We start from the raw sequence: 19,568 nt of genomic DNA, 5'->3' as shown, positions 1-19,568 counted from the left end.
GAATCAGGTGCGCAGGTGCGCCAGCACCGCCTCGGTGGCCTGGGGGGTGCTCACCGCCGCGCCCCCGGCCGCCAGGTCGGCGGTGAACACGCCGGCGTCCAGCGCCGCATGCACGGCCGCTTCCACGGCCGCTGCTTCCGCTTCCAGCCCCAGTGAATGGCGCAGCAGCATCGCCGCGCTGAAGATCGTGGCGTAAGGATTGGCGATGCCCTTGCCGGCGATGTCCGGGGCCGAGCCGTGGATGGGCTCGTAGATGCCTACCGCGCCGGGTTCACCCAGTGACGCCGACGGCAACAGGCCGAGTGAACCGGCCAGCATCGAGGCTTCGTCGGTGAGGATGTCGCCGAACATGTTCTCGGTCACGATCACGTCGTACTCGCGCGGCTTGGCCAGCAGGTGCATGGCCATCGAATCGACCAGCTGGTGTTCCAGCGCCACGTCCGGGAATTCCTCGCGGCCGATCCGCGCGGCTACATCGCGCCACAGACGTGAGGTTTCCAGCACGTTGGCCTTGTCCACCGAGGTGACCTTGCCGCGACGGGTCCGCGCCAGCCGGAAGGCGGTGCGCAGCACGCGCTCGATCTCGCCCACGCTGTAGCTGCACAGGTCGCTGGCGCTGTCGGCAGTGCGGGTCTTCTCGCCGAAGTAGATGCCCCCGGTCAGCTCGCGCACCACCACGACGTCCACCCCCTCGAGCAGCTCGGCCTTGATCGGCGAAGCACCGAGCGCGGCCGGATGGGGGCGCACCGGGCGCAGGTTGGCGTACAGCCCCAGCGCCTTGCGGATCGCCAGCAGGCCCTGCTCCGGGCGTACCGTGGCATTCGGGTCGGACCACTTCGGGCCGCCCACGGCGCCAAGCAGAATCGCGTGGGCGGTGCGGCAGGCCTCCAGCGTGACGGCCGGCAACGGCTCGCCATGACGGTCGATGGCGATGCCGCCGATGTCGTGTTCGGTGAAACGGAAGGTGTGGCCAAAGCGTTCGGCTACCGTGTCCAGCACCGCCAGGGCGGCAGCGGCGACTTCCGGACCAATGCCGTCACCCGGCAGTACGACAATCTCAGCGTGCATGTTCACTCTCGTAACGTTCGATTTCAGAGGTACGGCCCAACAGATACCCCAACTGGTCCACGCCTTCCAGCAGGCAGGTCTGCGAGAAGCCGTCCAGCGGGAAGGGGTAGACGCGACCATCGGGCGTGCGCAGCTCGCGCGCGGCGATGTCGATGGTCAGGGTGTCGTCAGGACGCTGCATCAGCGTCTGCACGTCGGCCTCGTCCAGCACGATCGGCAGCAGCCCGTTCTTCAGCGCATTGCCGCGGAAGATGTCGGCGATCTCGCTGCTGACGATGGCGCGCAGGCCCAGGTCGGTCAGCGCCCACGGCGCATGCTCGCGCGAGGAACCGCAGCCGAAGTTGCGGCCGGCCAGCAGGAGGCTGCGCCCGGCGTTGTGCGCCTGATTGAATGCAAAGTCCGGATTGGGTGTGCCATCGGCCCGCCAGCGCCAGTCGTTGAAGGCATGCTTGCCCAGGCCGGCGCGTTCGGTGGTGGACAGGAACCGCGCCGGGATGATCTGGTCGGTGTCGATGTTGGTTTCGCGCAGCACCACGCTGGTCGAGGTCAGGGTACGGAAGCCGCTCATCAGGCCACCTCCTGGGCGGCATACAGGTCGCGCGGGTCGGACACCCGTCCGTTCACCGCAGCCCAGGCCGCGGTCATCGGCGAGGCCAGCAGCGTGCGCGAGCCCGGGCCCTGGCGGCCTTCGAAGTTGCGGTTGCTGGTGCTCACCGCCAGCTGGCCGGGGGCGACGAGATCGCCGTTCATGGCGATGCACATCGAGCAGCCCGGCTCGCGCCACTCGGCACCCGCGCCGCGCACAACCTCGTGGATGCCTTCTGCCTCGGCCTGGCGCTTGACGATCTCCGAACCGGGCACCACCAGCATGCGTACGCCTGCCGCGACACGGCGGCCACGCAGCACGTGCGCCACCTCGCGCATGTCGCTCAGCCGCCCGTTGGTGCACGAGCCGACGAACACCACGTCCACCGGCGTGCCGGCCAGCGTCTGGCCTGCCTGGAACTGCATGTAGTCCAGTCCCTTCTGGTCGGCGGCGTCGTTGGCGGCCGGGATGGGCCGGTCCACCGCGATGGCCGTGCCAGGGTGGGTGCCCCAGGTCAGGGTCGGACGGATGTCGCCGGCATCGATATGCACCTCCGCGTCGAAGCGCGCGCCCGGATCGCTGCGCAGCTGCGTCCAGGCGGCCACGGCGGCATCGAACGCCGCCCCCTTGGGGCCGCGCGGGGTGTTGGCGACCCAGTCGAACGTGACCTGGTCGGGCGCGACCATGCCGGCGCGGGCGCCGGCCTCGATGGACATGTTGCACAACGTCATGCGCTGTTCCATGTCCATTGCCTCGATGGCGCTGCCACGGAATTCCAGTACATGGCCGGTGCCACCGTTGACCCCGATCACGCCGATGATGTGCAGCACCACGTCCTTGGCGCCCACGCCCTGCGGCAGGATGCCATCGACGGTGATCGCCATCGTCCTGGCCTTGCGCTGCAGCAGGCACTGGGTCGCCAGCACATGGCCGACTTCGCTGGTGCCGATGCCGAAGGCCAGCGCGCCGAACGCACCGTGGGTGGAGGTGTGGCTGTCGCCGCAGACGATGGTCATGCCCGGCTGGGTGAACCCCTGTTCCGGAGCGATCACGTGCACGATGCCGCGGTTGGCCGACTGCATGTCGAACAGTTCGATGCCGTGCTCGCCGCAGTTGCGCGCCAGCATCGCCACCTGGGCTTCGGAGGCGGCGCTGGCGTAGGGCAGCCTGCCATCCGGGCTGGCCGGCAGGGTCGGGGTGGAGTGGTCCATTGTCGCCTTGGTCCGGTCCGGCCGGCGCGGCGACAGGCCGCGCTCGCGCAGTTCGGTGAACGCCTGTGGCGAGGTGACTTCGTGGATCAGGTGCAGGTCGATGTACAGCACGGCAGGCGCGCTGTCCGATTCGGGTACGACGACGTGGGCGTCCCACAGTTTGTCGTACAGGGTGCGGGGAGCTGGGGTCATGGAATGGCCTTGCTGTGGTTCGTGATACGGAAATTCATCGGATCGGCAGGCGCGCGTCGAAGCGCAGGCGCACATAGTCTGCGCTCCACTGGCCGCGTGCATCGCGCCGGGTGGGCGCCAGCAGCGCCACGGCATCGTCGAGCACGCGCTGTCGCTGGTCGGCTGCCAACCCGACCAGGAAGGGGGAGGCGAAGGTGCGCAGCCAGCCCTGCATGCCGGTCGGCAGGACGGTCGGGCGTGGCAGGCACTCGATGTAGCGCACCCTGAAGCCGTGCGCGCGCAGGCGGTCCGCGTATGCATCGGCGGTCGGGAAATACCAGGGGAACGCCGGTACGACGTGGCCGTTGCTGGCCAGCGCGGCCTGCAGGGCGCTGGTGATGGCGGCCACATTGCCGTGTCCGCCCATCTCGGCGACGAAGCGGCCGCCGGGTGCCAGCGCGCGGCGCACGCCCTCGATGACGCGGTCCGGCTCGCGCATCCAGTGCAGGGCGGCATTGCTGAACACCGCATCGAACTGGCGGTCGAAGGTCAGGGCATGGGCATCCATGATCTGCGCGGCGACGCCGCGCGCGCGCGCGGCGCCGACCAGCTCCGGCGCGGCATCCACGCCGGTGACATGCGCACCGCTCAGGGCCAGGTCGAAGCTCAACACCCCGTCGCCGCAGCCCAGATCGAGGATGCGCTCACCGCGTTGCGGATCAAGCAGCCGCGCCACCGCGCCGCCGAGAAGCGGTACGAAGCCGGCGTCGATGGCGTAGTCGTGGGCGTTCCAGCACTGGCCGGCGGCGGGGATGTCGTAGCTGTCGAAGGCACTCATGGCAACTCCTTCAGGCGGCGGCGCTGGCCGCGGGATGTTCGGTGACGGCATTGCGCTGGCGCAGCAGGCGGTTGGCCACATCCAGCCAGGCCAGTGCGGACGCCTCGATGATGTCGCGGCTGGTGCCGGTGCCTTCGTACTCCACGCCGTCGTGGCGCACGCTCAGGTTGGCTTCGCCGCGGGCATCGGCGCCGATGCCCACGCTGTGGACGTGGTAGCTGTCCAGCATCAGCTGCACGCCGGTGGCCGAGGACAGCGCGCCGAACAGCGCGTCGACCGGACCATCGCCCTGCGCGGTCTCGGCCACACGGTTGCCGTCCGGGTCGGACAGTTCGACCAGTGCGTTGGCGCGGCTGCCGACGTCGCTGATGGTCATCGAGGCCAGGCGGTAGCCGTTCTGGGTGGAGCTGCCCTGCATCAGCACCTGCAGGTCGGCGTCGGTGACCACGCGCTGCTGCTCGCACAGCGCCTTGAACTGCTCGAATACCAGCTTCAGTTCTTCCTCCTCCAGCCAGAAGCCCAGCGCACGCAGGCGGGCCTCGACGGCAGCACGACCGCTGTGGCGGCCCAGCACCATCTGCGAGTTCTCCCAGCCCACGTCTTCAGGACGCATGATTTCGTAGGTGCCGCGATGGCGCAGCATGCCGTGCTGGTGGATGCCCGACTCATGCGCGAACGCATTGGCACCCACGATGGCCTTGTTGCGCTGGACCGGCATGCCGACCAGGCGCTGCAGCAGCTGCGAGGTGGCCACGATGCGCGGTGTGTTGATGCGGGTGTCTTCCTCGTAGAACGCGTTGCGTACCTTCAGCACCATCGCCAGTTCCTCCAGCGAGCAGTTGCCGGCGCGTTCGCCGATGCCGTTGATGGTGCACTCCACCTGGCGCGCGCCGCCCTCGATGGCGGCCAGCGAGTTGGCCACGGCCAGGCCCAGGTCGTTGTGGCAGTGGGTACTGAAGACGATGCGGTCGCTGTCGGGAACACCGGCGATGACCCGCTGGAACATGCCGCGGATTTCTTCGGGCGTGGTGAAGCCCACGGTGTCGGGCAGGTTGATGGTGGTCGCACCAGCCGCTACGGCCACGCGCGTCACCTCGATCAGGAAGTCTTCCTCGGTGCGCGTGGCGTCCTCGGCGGAGAACTCCACATCATCCACGTAGCTGCGGGCCAGGCTGACATGCCTGTGGACCGATTCCAGCACCTGCTCGCGGCTCATCCGCAGCTTGTGCTCGCGGTGCAGCGGGCTGGTCGACAGGAACACGTGCAGGCGCGCGTTGGCGGCCGCGTCCAGCGCCTTGGCGGAGGTTTCGATATCGGCGGCCAGGCAGCGCGACAGCACCGCCAGGGTCGGGCGGCGGACTTCGCGGGCGATCATCGCCATCGCCTCACGGTCGGACTGCGAGCTGGCCGGGAAGCCGGTCTCGATGATGTCCACGCCCAGCTCGTCGAGTGCGCGGGCCATCACCAGCTTCTGCTGCGGGCTCATGCTGCAGCCCGGCGACTGCTCGCCGTCACGCAGGGTGGTGTCGAAAATTCGGATGCGGGGGGAGTCGGGCGTGGTCACCAGGAGGTCTCCTCGACAACAAGGTCGGATGGGGTGGCAAAGGAAGGGGAAGCGGGGGATGTCGGGGACGGTGCGAGCACGGTCGGCAGCGGTGGACGCGTGCGCTCGCTGGCGCGGCGGCGGGGTTTGCGCGGCGGGCGCGGGCGGATGTCGGCGAGCAGCTGGGCCAGGACCAGCGCATCGATGTTGCCGCCGGAGACCACCGCGCACTTGCGCTTGCCGGCTACGCGCCGGCCTGCCGCCAGGGCCAGCGCACCGGCGCCTTCGGCGATCACGTGTTCCTCCAGCGCCAGCCGCACCAGGGTTTCGCGCAGCTCGGCTTCGCGCACGATCACCACATCGTCGAGCAATGCAGCGCACAGGCGCCGGGTCAGCAGGCCGGGAATCTTGACCTTGACGCCGTCGGCGAGCGTGGCGACCGGGGTGATCTCGCGGACGTCGCCGCGTATGGCACGCGCCATCGAATCGACGCCTTCCACCTGCGCGCCGACGATGCGCACGCCCTGCGACTTCAGCGCCAGCGCCACGCCGGAGGCCAGGCCGCCGCCGCCGATCGGCACGATCACCACATCCGGTGCATGCGGGGCCAGTTCGATGCCCAACGTGCCCTGGCCGGCGATCACGTCCGGATCGTCGAACGCGGACAGGAACCGGTAGCCATGCTGGTCGGCCAGTGCGCGGGCAAAGGCGTAGGCCTCGTCGTAGCTGCTGCCGTGCTGGCGCACGGTGGCGCCCCAGTGGGCGACGCCGGCGATCTTGGTGGCCGGTGCACCGTGCGGCATCACGGTGATGGCCGGGATGTTCAGGCGGTAGGCGGACCACGCCACGCCCTGGGCGTGGTTGCCGGCCGACGCGCAGATCACCGGGCGCTCGTCGCCACGCTCGCGTCCGGCCAGCAGAGCATTCAACGCGCCGCGCACTTTGTAGGACCCGGTGCGCTGCAGGTTTTCCAGCTTCAGCCAGGTGCCGAAGCGCTCGGCGTAATGCAGCGGGGTGGGCGGCAGGAAGCGGCGCAGCCGCGCCTGCGCGGCCAGCACGTCGGCGACGCTTACATCGCCTACATCCGGTTCCTGCGGGGCGCGGCTAGCGGGCATGCCGGCTCCGGCTGCGCCCCATGACAGGCGGGCGCCCGCAGGGGGAACGCATCGCCCGGCGTGCAGCGCCTGCCGCCGGGGCGTGGCGGGCTGCCGGCGTGGCGGCGCGGCTCTGCAGGCACCCTGCGAGAAGACGCCTCCGTACCGGCACCGGCATGGCGGTGCGGGCAGTCATGCGGATACTCCCGGCGTCGGGTCCAGCGCGCTGATGCGCACCGACACGCAGTCGTAGATCTTCTCGATCTGGCGACGCAGTGTTTCCGGCGGTCGGGTGCTGTCCACCACCAGCTGCAGGTGCCAGCGGCCATCGTCGGCGGCATTGGGCGCACCGGCGATCGCGCGGGGCGCGAAGCCGCGCCGTTCGGCCATGCCGATCACGCGCAGCAGCGCGCCCTCGGCCGGCGTCAGCACCAGGTCAAGCCGGTATTGCATTGGGGGTCTCCTGGGTCTGGTGGGCCGGGTTGCTTTCCAGCATCGTGCTGTTGGCGTTGTTGGGCGGCACCAGCGGCCATACGTTGGCGCGCGCGTCGATGGCCACGTGCAGCAGCGCCGGGCCCGGCTGGGCCAGCAGTGCGGCCAGGCCGCCCTCGACGTCATCGCGGGCATCGATGCGCGTGGCCGGAATGCCGAACACCTGCGCCAGGGCCGCGAAATCGGGGTTGTCGGACAGGTCGATCTCGCTGTACCGCTCGGCGAAGAACAGTTCCTGCCACTGGCGAACCATGCCCAGCGAACTGTTGTCCAGCAGCACGATCTTCACCGGCAGGCGGCAGCGCCCGATGGTGGCCAGCTCCTGCACGTTCATCATGAAACTGCCATCGCCTGAAACCAGCACGACGGTGCGGTCGGGGCAGGCGAACTGCGCGCCCATCGCGGCCGGCAGGCCGAAGCCCATCGTGCCCAGCGCGCCGCTGGTCAGATGGTTGCGCGGGTGATTGAAGCGGCAGTGCTGGGCGACCCACATCTGGTGCTGGCCGACATCGCAGGCGATGATCGCGTCCGCCGGGGCCAGCTCGCTCAACCGCTTCAACAGCGCCGGTGCGTAGATGTGCCTGCCGGGTGCGTCATAGCGCGGCGCGAAGCGTTCGCGATGGCCGGCACAGCGCCGGCGCCACGCCTCCTGGGCCGGCACGGGTGCAGTCAGGGCGGCGGTCAGGGCGCGCATGGCAGTGCCGACGTTGCCGGGCACGGCGACATCGGCGGTGCGCAGCTTGGAGATCTCGTAGGCGTCGGCATCGATGTGGACGACCCGCGCGAACGGCGCGAACTCGTTCAACTTGCCGGTGGCGCGGTCATCGAAGCGCGCGCCCACCACCACCAGCAGGTCGCTCTCCTGTACCGCCATGTTGGCGGCGCGGGTACCGTGCATGCCCAGCATGCCCAGGTAATGTGGATGCTGTGGCGGCAGGGCACCCAGGCCGCGCAGGGTCAGCACGGTGGGAATCGCGGTGGCGTCGACAAAGGCACGGAAGTCCTCGACGGCATCGCCCAGCGCCACGCCACCGCCGGCATAGATCACCGGCTTTTCGGCCGAGGCGATGGCGGCGATGGCCTGTGCGATCACATCGTCCTGCGGTGCCGGCAGCGCCGGCACGGTGGCCGGCACGTGGGCGGGCAGGTGCGATGCATCGGCGACCTGGACATCCTTCGGCAGGTCGATCAGGACCGGGCCGGGACGCCCCTCACGGGCGATCCGGAACGCGTCGCGGACGACCTGCGGCAGGTCCTCGACCCGGCGCACCAGCCAGCTGTGCTTGACGATCGGCAGGGTCAGCCCGAACACGTCCAGTTCCTGGAATGCGTCGGTGCCCAGCAGCGGCGTGGCGACCTGGCCGGTGATGCAGACCATTGGTACCGAGTCCAGCATCGCATCGGCAATGCCGGTAACCAGATTGGAGGCGCCCGGGCCGGACGTGGCGACGCAGACGCCGACCTGGCCGCTGGCGCGCGCGTAGCCATTGGCCGCCAGGGCGGCGCCCTGCTCGTGGCGTACCAGGATGTGCTTCAGCCCGGAATCCACCAGGGCGTCGTAGAACGGCATGATGGTGCCGCCCGGATAGCCGAACAGCGTGTGCACGCCCTCGGCTTCCAGGGCCTGCGTCAACCAGCGTGCGCCGTTGCGGGGCGCGGTGCTGTGTGCGGAGGTGTTCATGCGGTGACCTTTGCGAAAGCGGTGGGAGAGCCGCGCGGTTACGCGGCTTGACTTTGCAGCCAGACCATCTTGGCGCGCAGTTCCTTGCCTACCTTCTCAATCGGGTGCTCCAGGTCGGCCTGCTTGAACCGGGTGTAGTTCGGCAGGCCTGCTTCGTACTCGGCGACCCAGTTCTTGGTGAAGGTGCCGTTCTGGATGTCGGTCAGTACGTCCTTCATGCGCGCCTTGGTGCCGGCATCGATCACCCGCGGGCCGCTGACGTAGTCGCCGTACTGCGCGGTCTCGGAGATGAATTCCAGCATGCGGGTGATGCCCCCTTCGTAGAACAGGTCCACGATCAGCTTCAGTTCGTGCAGCACTTCGTAGTAGGCGATTTCCGGCTGGTAGCCGGCTTCCACCAGTGTTTCGAAGCCGGCCTGCACCAGCGCCGAGGCACCGCCGCACAGCACGGCCTGCTCGCCGAACAGGTCGGTCTCGGTCTCTTCCTTGAACGTGGTCTGGATCAGGTTGGCACGTGCACCGCCCAGACCGGCCGCATAGGCGAGCGCGTACTCGGCGGCCTTGCCGCTGCGGTCCTGGTACACCGCCCAGATGCACGGCACACCACGGCCGATTTCATACTCGCGGCGCACCAGCGCGCCAGGACCCTTCGGTGCGACCAGCACCACATCCAGATCCTCGCGCGGGGTGATCATGTTGAAGTGCACGTTCAGGCCGTGCGCGAACAACAGCACCGCGCCCTGTTTCATGTTCGGCGCGAGCACGTCCTCGTAGAGCTTCTTCTGCACCATGTCCGGGGTCAGCACCGCCACCAGGTCGGCGTCTTTCACCGCATCGGCGGGCGCTTTCACGGTAAAGCCGTCGGCCTGTGCCTTGACCTCGGTCGGGCCACCCGGACGCAGCCCGATGACGACATCGAAACCGGATTCGCGCAGGTTCAGCGCGTGCGCGCGGCCCTGGCTGCCGTAGCCGACAACAGCGATCTTGATCTGGGGCAGGTCGTTGGTGCTCATGGGAGAGGTTCCTTGGAGGTAAGAAAAAAGACGGCCGGCGGTCTCAGGGACACGCCGGCCGGTCAGGGGAAGCGGCGGCACGCGCATCGCACCGCCCACACGTGCCCGCCGCGCAGGCGGTGGGCGTGAATCGGGCGGCGGCGGGATGGCGGGTCATGGCGGAAGGCGGCTCGGAAGGGGGAGGGGGAGGAGGAGGAGGAGGGAATCGAGGGGCTCTGAAACGAAAAAACCCGCACCTGGGCGGGTGCGGGTTTTTGATGGATACCTGGCAGTCTTGCTTACACGCCGGTCCGTCCCGCACCTGTTGGCTGGGTAATAAGTACGAGGACAAGGAGCGAACGGATCGAGGCCGCGCCGGGATCGGCGTGCTGGATGGATTCGCGAATGGGCGTGTGGCGCTGCAACATGTGATCGAGAAAACCACAGCGGTTTTGGCACTGTCAACCTTTGCGGCAACATTTCCAACGGTTTCGGCTGTATCCAGTGCAAAGCCCCGCCGCGCAAGGATGGTTGCGGTTGAAAGCGTTCTGGTGAACCGGAATTCACTATTTTGCGATGCGGATCTGCGCGGATTCGCCCCGCTTTCCACTGTCGTGCATGACCATTGTCGGATGTCCGCGCCGGGCATCTGCGGCGAGTATCGAGGCCGCTGCCATCCACCAGGAACTCCCGTGCCTTCAGCCCTTGCCCGCGGCGTGCTCACTGCCGCCCTCCTGTGCGCCCTGCCGGCGCTGTCCCCGGCGGCCGACCGTGTCACCGGCCATCCCTTTGCCACCCGCTCGGAAGTGATCGCCCCGCACGCGATGGCGGCCACCTCGCAGCCACTGGCCACCCAGGTGGCGCTGGATGTGATGAAGTCCGGTGGTTCGGCGGTGGATGCCGCCATCGCCGCCAATGCCGCGCTGGGGCTGATGGAGCCCACGGGCAACGGCATCGGCGGCGACCTGTTCGCCATCGTCTGGGACCCGAAGACGCAGAAGCTGTACGGCTACAACGGCTCGGGACGGTCGCCGAAGTCGCTGACCCTGGCCGAGTTCCAGCGCCGGGGACTGAAGGAGATTCCGGCGACCGGGCCGCTGCCGGTGTCGGTCCCGGGGGCGGTGGACGGCTGGTTCGCGCTGCACGCGCGCTTCGGGCGCAAGCCGATGGCCGAGAACCTGGCGCCGGCCATCCGCTACGCGCGTGAGGGCCACCCGGTGGCCGAGGTGATCGCCTACTACTGGGACCGCTCGGTGCCCCGCCTGTCCAGGTATCCTGGCTTCAGCGAGCAGTTCACCATCGACGGCCACGCGCCGCGCAAGGGTCAGATGTGGCGGAACCCGAACCTGGCCAACACGCTGGAGAAGATCGCGCAGGGCGGTCGCGATGCCTTCTACAAGGGCGAGATCGCGCGGACTGTCGGCGACTACTTCAAGGCCAACGGTGGGTACCTCAGCTACGACGACCTGGCCAGCCATCACGGCGAGTGGGTAGAGCCGGTCAGCAGCAATTACCGGGGCTACGACGTATGGGAGCTGCCGCCCAACAGCCAGGGCATCGCGGCGCTGCAGATTCTCAATGTGCTGGAAGGCTACGATTTCTCGAAGATCGCCTTCGGCTCGCCCGAGCATGTGCACCTGTTCGTGGAGGCCAAGAAGCTGGCGTTCGCCGATCGCGCGCGCTTCTATACCGATCCGGCGTTCCATCCCGCGCCGGTGGACCGGCTGATCTCCAAGGGCTACGCGGCCGGGCGGCGCACGCTCATCTCCATGGACAAAGCGTCGCGTGAAGTGCAACCGGGCACGCCGAAGCAACTGGAGGAGGGCGACACGATCTACCTGACCGTGGCCGACGCCGACGGCATGATGGTGTCGCTGATCCAGTCCAACTACCGTGGCATGGGCAGCGGCATGGCGCCGCCGGGACTGGGCTTCATCCTGCAGGACCGCGGCGAGATGTTCGTGCTGCAGAAGGACCACCCCAATGGCTACGCGCCGGGCAAGCGCCCCTTCCAGACCATCATTCCGGCGTTCGTCACCAAGGACGGCAAGCCGTGGATGAGCTTCGGGGTGATGGGCGGGGCGATGCAGCCGCAGGGCCACGCACAGATCGTCATGAACATGGTTGATTTCGGCATGAACCTGCAGGAAGCCGGCGACGCGCCGCGCATCCAGCATGACGGGTCGACCGAGCCGACCGGCCAGGCCACGGCGATGAGCGATGGCGGCGAGGTCAACCTGGAGACGGGCTTCCCGTACGAGACTGTGCGCGCGCTGATGCGCAAGGGCCACCGTGTGGTGTTCGCCGATGGCCCTTACGGTGGCTACCAGGCGATCCTGCGCGACCCGGAAACGGGCGTGTATTACGGCGCGTCGGAAAGCCGAAAGGACGGGCAGGCGGCGGGGTACTGAGTCCCCGCAGGTGGCGCCGACTGTTGGTCGGCGGCTCCCGGTCGCGGCGCTGATACAGCCATCGTTCTGCAGCCGGGTAGAACCCGGCTCTACGGGCGATGCAGCCGGGTAGAACCCGGCTCTACGGCGCGCGGACAGCTTCGTCGCGGGTTTCTTCCTGCGCGGCGATCTCGCGTTCGATCCACGCGTCCATCATCCGTCGCGCCCGTTGGGCACGACGGCGCTGCAACGCGTACTCCATGTCCAGCACACGGTAGAGCGACCACATCACCAGCAGCATCAACAACGCGAATGGCAACGCGGCGATGGTGATCATGCCCTGCAGCGCCTCCAGGCCGCCGGCCAGCAGCAGCACCCCGGCAATCAGCGCGATGGCCACGCCCCAGGTCATGCGCCGCGACAGCGGCGGGTCGCCGGCCTCATCGGTGGACATGCTGGCCAGCACCAGCACCGCCGAATCGGCCGAGGTCACGAAGAAGATGATCAGCAGCACCAGTGCCATCACCGACAGCACCGTGGGCAGCGGCAGGCTGTCGAACATGGTGAACAGCACGGTCTCGTAGCCATTGCCCAACGCCTGCGCCAGATCGACGTGGCCGAAGATCTGCGACCACAGCGCGGTGCCGCCGAACACCGAGAACCACAGGAAGCCCAGCACGCTCGGCGCGATCACCACGCCCAGCACGAACTCGCGGATGCTGCGTCCGCGCGACACGCGGGCGATGAACGAGCCCACGAACGGTGCCCAGGCGATCCACCACGCCCAGTAGAAAATCGTCCAGTCGGCCACCCAGGTGCTGCCCGAGAACGGCGACATGCGCAGGCTCATCGTCACCAGCTGGTTGAGGTAGGAGCCGATCGTGGTGGTGAAGGTGTCGAAGATGAAGCCGGTCGGCCCCAGCACCAGCACCAGCGCCAGCAGCAGCGCCGCAAGGGCCAGGTTGATGTTGGACAGCCACTTGATGCCACGGTGCACGCCGCTGGTGGTGGAGGCCATGTACATCACGAAGGCCACCGCGATGATGGTCAACTGCAGCGGAATCGAGGCGCGCAGACCGAATACGCGTTCCATCCCGGCGGCGATCTGGATGGTGCCGAAGCCCAGCGTGGTGGCCACGCCGATCGCGGTGGCGACCACGGCGGCCACGTTCACCACGGTCCCCATCCAGCCACGGTGGCGTGCGCCGATCAGCGGTTGCAGCAGGTCGCTGATCTGGCCACGTCCATTACGGTTGAACTGGAACCAGGCCATCGCCAGGCCGATCAGCGCATAGATCGCCCACGGATGCAGGCCCCAATGGAAGAACGCATAGCGCATCGACGCACGCGCCGCTTCCATGCTCTGCGGCGCCAGCCCCTCTGGTGGCTTGACGAAGTGCGAGATCGGCTCGGCCGCGCCCCAGAACACCAGCCCGATGCCCATGCCGGCCGCGAACAGCATCGACATCCAGCTCGCATTGGAGAAGTCCGGCTCGGCATCTTCGCCGCCGATGCGCAGCGACCCGAAGCGGCCGAACGCCAGATACATCAGGAACGATAGCGTGATGAACACCACCAGCAGGTACAGCCAGCCGGTGCTGCGCACGATGTTGGACAGGCCAAGCTGCACCACGTCGTTGAACGGGCCGGGCGCGATGCCGGCAGTCAGGACGAGCAGCGCGACCAGCGCGATGGAAATGCGAAACACCATGCAGGGGCTTCTCCAGGAAAAGGGCGCGAGCGGATGCTTGCAGTCTCCAGCGGCACGACGGCGACAACTGGGGCGAAGCCGGACGAAGGCCGGTCGGCGGGATGCCACGGCATCGGGTTCAGCCCGATGGTCCCCTGCGTGGGCGCAGCGCCAGGCGCCAGGCAGCACGTCACGGGGGTGGAGATCCTCGCGGGGCGATACTAACCGCGCTGACGTAATGAACCCGTTCACAGCGGTGGCAACGGCGGTGTCGATGCACGGGTCTTTGTGGTCTAATTCGCCTCGAAGCGGGGGTACCGAGGCCATGTGGCCGAGGTTGAGACAGTCCCTTCGAACCTGATCCGGTTGATACCGGCGTAGGGAAGCTTCGCATCCGCTGATGCATTGCGCCGTAGGGTCCCCACGCCCGCAGACCGCCCGCAGTGCGCCCGTCGTGCGCCGCCGTTTCGTCCCTTTCAACACGGATTTCCCGTCACGGACCGCCGGTCCGCGCTCGGGGTCCAAACAGGACGATGCCCGATGAACGCACCGCTTTCCACCCTGCAGCAGCAGGCCCAGCAGCTTTCCGGTTCGGTTACGCGACCGATCCCCGGTTCGCGCAAGATCCACGTGCAGGGCTCGCGCAGCGACCTGCAGGTTCCCATGCGCGAGATCGTGCTGACCCGCACGCCGACGTTGTTCGGCGGCGAAGAGAACGCGCCGGTCACCGTCTACGACACCTCCGGCCCGTACACCGATCCGGCCGCCAGCATCGACCTGTCGACCGGCCTGCCGGCACTGCGCGCGGCGTGGGTGGCCGAGCGGGGCGATACCGAAACGCTGGCAGCCCTGAGTTCGGCGTTCGGCCGGTCGCGCGACACCGATGCGCGCCTGGATGCGGTGCGCTTTCCGTCGCGCACGCTGCCGCGCCGCGCCGTCGCCGGCGCCAACGTCACTCAGATGCACTACGCGCGCCGCGGCATCATCACCCCGGAGATGGAGTTCGTGGCGATCCGCGAAAACCAGCGCCTGGAGGCGATCGCCGATGCGACGCTGCGGCGGCAGCATCCTGGGCAATCGTTCGGCGCGTCGATCCCGGCCATCATCACCCCCGAGTTCGTGCGCGACGAGATCGCGCGTGGCCGGGCCGTGCTGCCCAACAACATCAACCATCCGGAAAGCGAGCCGATGATCATCGGCCGCAACTTCCTGACCAAGATCAACGCCAACATCGGCAACAGCGCGGTGTCCTCCGGCATCGCCGAGGAAGTGGAGAAGCTGGTGTGGGCGATCCGCTGGGGCGGTGACACCGTGATGGACCTGTCTACCGGCAAGCACATCCATGAAACGCGCGAGTGGATCATCCGCAACTCGCCCGTGGCGATCGGTACCGTGCCGATCTACCAGGCGCTGGAGAAGGTGGACGGGCGCGCCGAGGAACTCACCTGGGAGATCTTCCGTGACACGCTGATCGAGCAGGCAGAGCAGGGCGTGGACTATTTCACCATCCATGCCGGCGTCCTGCTGCGCTACGTGCCGCTGACCGCCGGGCGCGTCACCGGCATTGTCTCGCGGGGAGGCTCGATCATGGCCAAGTGGTGTCTGGCCCATCACAAGGAGAACTTCCTCTACACGCATTTCGACGACATCTGCGAGATCATGAAGGCCTACGACGTGACCTTCTCGCTGGGCGACGGACTGCGCCCGGGCTGCATCGCCGATGCCAACGATGCCGCACAGTTCGGTGAGCTGGAGACGCTGGGCGAGTTGACCAGGATCGCGTGGAAACACGACGTGCAGACCATGATCGAAGGCCCCGGCCACGTGCCGATGCAGCTGATCAAGGAGAACATGGACAAGCAGCTGCGCGAATGCGGTGAGGCGCCTTTCTACACGCTGGGGCCGCTGACCACCGACATCGCCCCCGGTTACGACCACATCACCAGCGCGATCGGTGCGGCGATGATCGGCTGGTACGGCACTGCGATGCTCTGCTACGTCACCCCCAAGGAGCACCTGGGCCTGCCCAACCGCCAGGATGTGCGCGACGGCATCATGGCCTACCGGATCGCGGCGCATGCATCGGACCTGGCCAAGGGCCACCCGGGTGCGCAGGTGCGCGACAACGCGCTGAGCAAGGCGCGCTTCGAATTCCGCTGGGAAGACCAGTTCCACCTGGGCCTGGATCCGGAGAAGGCCAAGGAATTCCATGACGAAACCCTGCCGAAGGACGCGCACAAGCTGGCCCATTTCTGCTCGATGTGCGGCCCGCACTTCTGTTCGATGAAGATCACCCAGGACGTACGCGACTACGCGGCGGGGCAGGGGCTGGACGCCCAGGCGGCGCTCGACGCCGGCATGGCCGAGAAGTCGCTGCAGTTCCGCGACCAGGGCGCCGAGGTCTACCGCCCGCAATGACGCGGCGGCCGGGGGGGCAGCTGCCCCCCCGGCATCCTCATGCGTTCGCCCCGGCAACCGCGCTAAGCTCGGCGCCGGACGGCCAGGGGCGGGAAACACGATGGCGATTGCGCGCAGGACCAAATGGCTGGCGATGGCACGCCGGCACCCCTCGGCGTGGTTGCTGGGCGTGCAGCTGCTCGGCGTGCTGCTGTACCCGGCGATGGACGAGGCCGGCGCCAGCCGCGCGCTGTTCGGCGCCTTCGGCATTGCGGTGCTCGGCCTTTCCCTGTGGGTGGTGCGGCGCAGCCCGCTCGGCATGTGGCTGGCGCTGGTACTGGCGATCCCCTCGGTGGTGTTTTCCATCGCCGGCGCGCTGCTGGAGCGCCCCGGGCTGATTACGACAGCGCAGCTGCTCGAATGCCTGCTGTACTTCTATACCGCCGGCAGCCTGACCGCCTACATGCTGCAGGATCACAAGGTGACCCGCGACGAACTGTTCGCGGCCGGTGCGACATTCACATTGCTGGCGTGGGCGTTCGCGTTCGCCTTCGCGGTGTGCCAGCAGTGGTTTCCGGGGAGTTTTCTCGCCACCAGCGAGAGCGAACTGCGCACGTGGATGGAGCTGCTTTATCTCAGCTTCAGCTTGCTGTCCGGGGTAGGGTTGAGCGATGTCGTGCCGGTGCACCCGCAGGCACGCGCGCTGGTCATGCTGGAGCAGTTTTCAGGCGTCATGTACGTGGCGCTGGTGGTGTCGCGGCTGGTGGGACTGACCATGCTCAGGCATGCACGAAACTGAATCCCACCTAAAAATATCGCGCCCGAAGGCGCGAATGCTGAATCAATTTATGGGAATTCGTCGGCGAGAGAGAGCCTGTTGTCGGCCACGCGCGTAGGCGCGGTTAACCGGCATAGGCTAGTATTCGCGCGCTTCGGTTTTTTTGCTGTTTGCGCTGATGCCTTGTGCGGAATCTGGCGGTTCGTTCGATCTTTCCTGTGGAGATGAATGCAACGCTGCCGTCGAGCCGGCATTCACCTGTGTCGCCTGGAATGATCAACAACGAAAGTGAGCCACCTTCCGCCGACGTGATGAAGATCGGCGACTGCACCGTCATTCTCTCTTCGCGGGAAGTCATGGTGGCAGGCGCACGTCGGCCACGACGCCTGACTCCCAAGGCACTGGGGGTGCTCAAGGCGCTCATGCGCGCTCCGGGCGCGGTGGTCACCCGTGATGAACTGTTTGCCGAGGTGTGGCCCGATACGCTGCCCACCAACGATGTGCTCACCCAGGCGGTGACACAGCTGCGCAAGGCCTTTGCCAGCGACGACGACAGCGGCACCGCCTACATCGAAACCATCGCCAAGACCGGCTATCGCCTGCTGGTGCCGGTGAGCGTGGTCGAGACCCCGTTGCCGCCCCCGCCCGTAGAGGCCGAGGACAGCCAGGCCATGCCGGCGTCGGCCGCCGCGACCGACGCCGGGGGAACGCTGGCCGCGCCGGCTCCCATTGCGTTGCCACCGCGCCGCAGCCGACGCGTACGGCGCTACGTGCTGCTGGCCGTCGGTATCGCCATGCTGGTGGCGCTGCTGGTGATGGCCGCGCTGCTGGTGCAGCGCGAGCAGCCCCCCTCGGCACTGGACGCCGCCGTCGAGGACGGCACGCGCATTACCGGCAGCCCACAGCGCCCCTATCGCCTGATCACTGCAACCGCAGGGTTTGAGACCTATCCAACGCTGTCGCCGGACGGTTCCCAGGTGGCGTATGAAGCCGACATGGGCGTGCGTGAGGGCAGCACCATCAAGGTACAGACCGCCGGCAACACGCCGGCGCGCGCGCTGGTCGAGACCCCGACGGGCCAGTCCGACCGCTTCCCGAACTGGTCGCCGGACGGGCGCGACATCGCCTTTGCGCGCTTCGGTGCGGAAGGCAGCTGCGAGGTGCTCATCGCCAGCGCGACCGGTGGTGCGCTGCGCCATGTGACCCGCTGTGACGGCACCGAACTGCTCAGTTTCGACTGGACGCCGGACGGTCGCGGCCTGATCTTCGGCGCGCTCTCCGGCGCGCACGCCCACCGTGGCATCCGGGTGCTGGACATTGCCAGCGGCCGCTGGACCCCGCTGGCCTACGACACCGGCGAAGACGACTTCGACTATGCCCCGCGTTACTCGCCGGATGGCCGCTGGATCGCGTTCGTCCGCAATCCGCAGGTAGGCGACCTGTGGCGGATGCCAGCCAGCGGCGGCACGCCCGAGCAGCTTACTGACGATTCGGCCGAGATCCGTGGCTGGAGCTGGCGCGGCGACAGCCGCCACATCGTGTTCGGCCGACGCGTGGACAGCGAGGCGCGCCTGTACGAACTGGATACCGAGAGCCGGCTGTTGCGGGATGTCGGCCTGGATGACGCGCAGACGCCGGCGGTGTCGCGCAACAATCGCATGCTCGCGTTTGTGCACCGGCGCGCCCAGTTCGGGGTGTTCCGCGTGCCGGTGGGTGCCAACGGCCCGGGTACGCCCGAGCGCCTGTTCCCCTCCGGTGGGCGGGATGCGCAGCCGATGGTGTCGCCGGATGGCCGCCAGCTGGTGTTCTCCTCGGACCGTTCCGGCAGCTTCGCGCTGTGGTGGGCAGACCTGGAGCGTCCCGATTCGCTGCGCCCGATCGAGGGTCTGCGCCCCGAGGCACGCCAGGCACCGGACTGGTCCGGCGACAGCCATCGCCTGCTGGTGCTGGGGCGCGACGACCATGCCAATCCCTCGGTCTATGAAGTCAGTCCGCGCGATGAACAGGCACTGCGCCTGCCGTTGCCGGTCACGCAGCCGCTGCAGGCGTTGTACGGCGAAGACGATCAGCATGTGCTGGTGATCGAGCGCGACGGCCAGGAGCGGATGCGCCTGCTGCTGTTTGATCGCAGCACCACCGACTGGCGCCTGCTGGGCAGCATTGAAGGCGTGTCGCAGGCGCGCTTCGACCGCAGCGGTCGGCGCGTGCTGTTCACCCGCCTGTCGGCCGGCGGACTCTGGTCGGCCGATGCGCGGTTGTCGGCCGGCAGCATCCGGCAGGTCAGCGAAGACCGGCCCACGCGCTGGCGCTACCGCACCTGGAGTGTGGCCGGCAATGGCAGCATCGATTACCTGTCCAGTCATCGTGACTGCGCCACGCTGTTCGCGCGGTTGAGTGCCGGAAGTGCCGGGGTCGAGCACTGTCTCGACCGTGCACGCCTGAGCGCGGGCAACGGTTTCAGCGCCAATGCCGGGGGCGATGCCGTTTACGTCGCGTTGGCGGTGGCCGATGGGGCCGATATCGGCGTCATGCCCCTGCCCAGACAGACCCCGTCGCTGTTCCCGGGGTTCTCCAGGTTGCTGTTTTTAAAGGGAAATGACCCTTCGTGATTTCTTCGTGGCAACGTCGTCGCGAATT

General features: G+C 67.9%; 14 protein-coding genes and 1 riboswitch. Of the genes, 4 read left to right on the top strand and 10 right to left on the bottom strand.

Going from position 1 to position 19,568, the window contains the following annotated elements; all coding sequences use genetic code 11:
* Positions 1–3 precede the first annotated feature (3 nt).
* From leuB to ilvC, 9 genes are all read right to left on the bottom strand, one after another.
* Positions 4–1,068: a 3-isopropylmalate dehydrogenase gene (gene leuB, locus GDJ08_RS09245; RefSeq protein ID WP_017355392.1), complete on the bottom strand. Its 1,065-nt coding sequence runs from the start codon at positions 1,066–1,068 to the stop codon at positions 4–6.
* On the bottom strand, positions 1,058–1,636 hold the full coding sequence (leuD, locus tag GDJ08_RS09240; protein ID WP_136002936.1) for a 3-isopropylmalate dehydratase small subunit: 579 nt from the start codon (positions 1,634–1,636) through the stop codon (positions 1,058–1,060). The genes leuB and leuD overlap by 11 nt, the downstream gene beginning before the upstream one ends.
* Positions 1,636–3,057, bottom strand: a complete 1,422-nt coding sequence (gene leuC, locus GDJ08_RS09235) for a 3-isopropylmalate dehydratase large subunit (protein WP_017355390.1) — start codon at positions 3,055–3,057, stop codon at positions 1,636–1,638. Before leuC ends, leuD begins: the two co-directional genes overlap by 1 nt.
* Positions 3,058–3,091: 34 nt before the next feature.
* Positions 3,092–3,874: a class I SAM-dependent methyltransferase gene (locus GDJ08_RS09230; protein ID WP_017355389.1), complete on the bottom strand. Its 783-nt coding sequence runs from the start codon at positions 3,872–3,874 to the stop codon at positions 3,092–3,094.
* Positions 3,875–3,884: 10 nt separating this feature from the next.
* Positions 3,885–5,438 carry a 2-isopropylmalate synthase gene (locus GDJ08_RS09225; RefSeq protein ID WP_017355388.1) on the bottom strand — a complete coding sequence of 518 codons (1,554 nt, stop codon included), beginning with the start codon at positions 5,436–5,438 and terminating at the stop codon, positions 3,885–3,887.
* The gene (locus tag GDJ08_RS09220) at positions 5,435–6,532 is read right to left on the bottom strand and encodes a threonine dehydratase (RefSeq protein WP_153164741.1); all 1,098 of its coding nucleotides are present in this window, start codon (positions 6,530–6,532) and stop codon (positions 5,435–5,437) included. Before GDJ08_RS09220 ends, GDJ08_RS09225 begins: the two co-directional genes overlap by 4 nt.
* A 171-nt stretch (positions 6,533–6,703) precedes the next feature.
* Positions 6,704–6,964, bottom strand: a complete 261-nt coding sequence (locus tag GDJ08_RS09215; RefSeq protein WP_153164740.1) for an ACT domain-containing protein — start codon at positions 6,962–6,964, stop codon at positions 6,704–6,706.
* A complete protein-coding gene (gene ilvG / locus GDJ08_RS09210; RefSeq protein ID WP_136002940.1) occupies positions 6,948–8,684 on the bottom strand; it encodes an acetolactate synthase 2 catalytic subunit in 1,737 nt (578 codons plus the stop codon). The genes GDJ08_RS09215 and ilvG overlap by 17 nt, the downstream gene beginning before the upstream one ends.
* 38 nt (positions 8,685–8,722) lie before the next feature.
* Positions 8,723–9,697, bottom strand: a complete 975-nt coding sequence (gene ilvC / locus GDJ08_RS09205; RefSeq protein ID WP_017356279.1) for a ketol-acid reductoisomerase — start codon at positions 9,695–9,697, stop codon at positions 8,723–8,725.
* 671 nt (positions 9,698–10,368) lie between these two features.
* On the opposite strand from ilvC, the gene ggt reads away from it, so the two are divergent.
* Positions 10,369–12,087 carry a gamma-glutamyltransferase gene (ggt, locus tag GDJ08_RS09200; RefSeq protein WP_017356278.1) on the top strand — a complete coding sequence of 573 codons (1,719 nt, stop codon included), beginning with the start codon at positions 10,369–10,371 and terminating at the stop codon, positions 12,085–12,087.
* Positions 12,088–12,208: 121 nt separating this feature from the next.
* Here ggt and GDJ08_RS09195 read toward each other — a convergent pair whose 3' ends face one another.
* Positions 12,209–13,777: a BCCT family transporter gene (locus tag GDJ08_RS09195; RefSeq protein WP_153164739.1), complete on the bottom strand. Its 1,569-nt coding sequence runs from the start codon at positions 13,775–13,777 to the stop codon at positions 12,209–12,211.
* 279 nt (positions 13,778–14,056) lie between these two features.
* A riboswitch (TPP riboswitch) is annotated at positions 14,057–14,158 on the top strand.
* 138 nt (positions 14,159–14,296) lie between these two features.
* On the opposite strand from GDJ08_RS09195, the gene thiC reads away from it, so the two are divergent.
* The 3 genes from thiC to GDJ08_RS09180 all read left to right on the top strand — a co-directional run bounded on the left by thiC (position 14,297) and on the right by GDJ08_RS09180 (position 19,540).
* On the top strand, positions 14,297–16,174 hold the full coding sequence (thiC, locus tag GDJ08_RS09190) for a phosphomethylpyrimidine synthase ThiC (protein ID WP_153164738.1): 1,878 nt from the start codon (positions 14,297–14,299) through the stop codon (positions 16,172–16,174).
* A gap of 100 nt (positions 16,175–16,274) precedes the next feature.
* Positions 16,275–16,952 (top strand): ion channel, encoded by a 678-nt coding sequence (locus GDJ08_RS09185; protein WP_017355111.1) that lies wholly within the window; start codon positions 16,275–16,277, stop codon positions 16,950–16,952.
* Between the two features lie 251 nt (positions 16,953–17,203).
* Complete coding sequence (locus GDJ08_RS09180) at positions 17,204–19,540, top strand: winged helix-turn-helix domain-containing protein (protein WP_017355112.1); 2,337 nt, start codon at positions 17,204–17,206, stop codon at positions 19,538–19,540.
* Positions 19,541–19,568: the final 28 nt, after the last annotated feature.

This window comes from Stenotrophomonas nematodicola (assembly GCF_009467805.1).
Lineage (GTDB): Bacteria > Pseudomonadota > Gammaproteobacteria > Xanthomonadales > Xanthomonadaceae > Stenotrophomonas > Stenotrophomonas nematodicola.
This window is presented reverse-complemented; position numbering and strand designations above follow the sequence as displayed.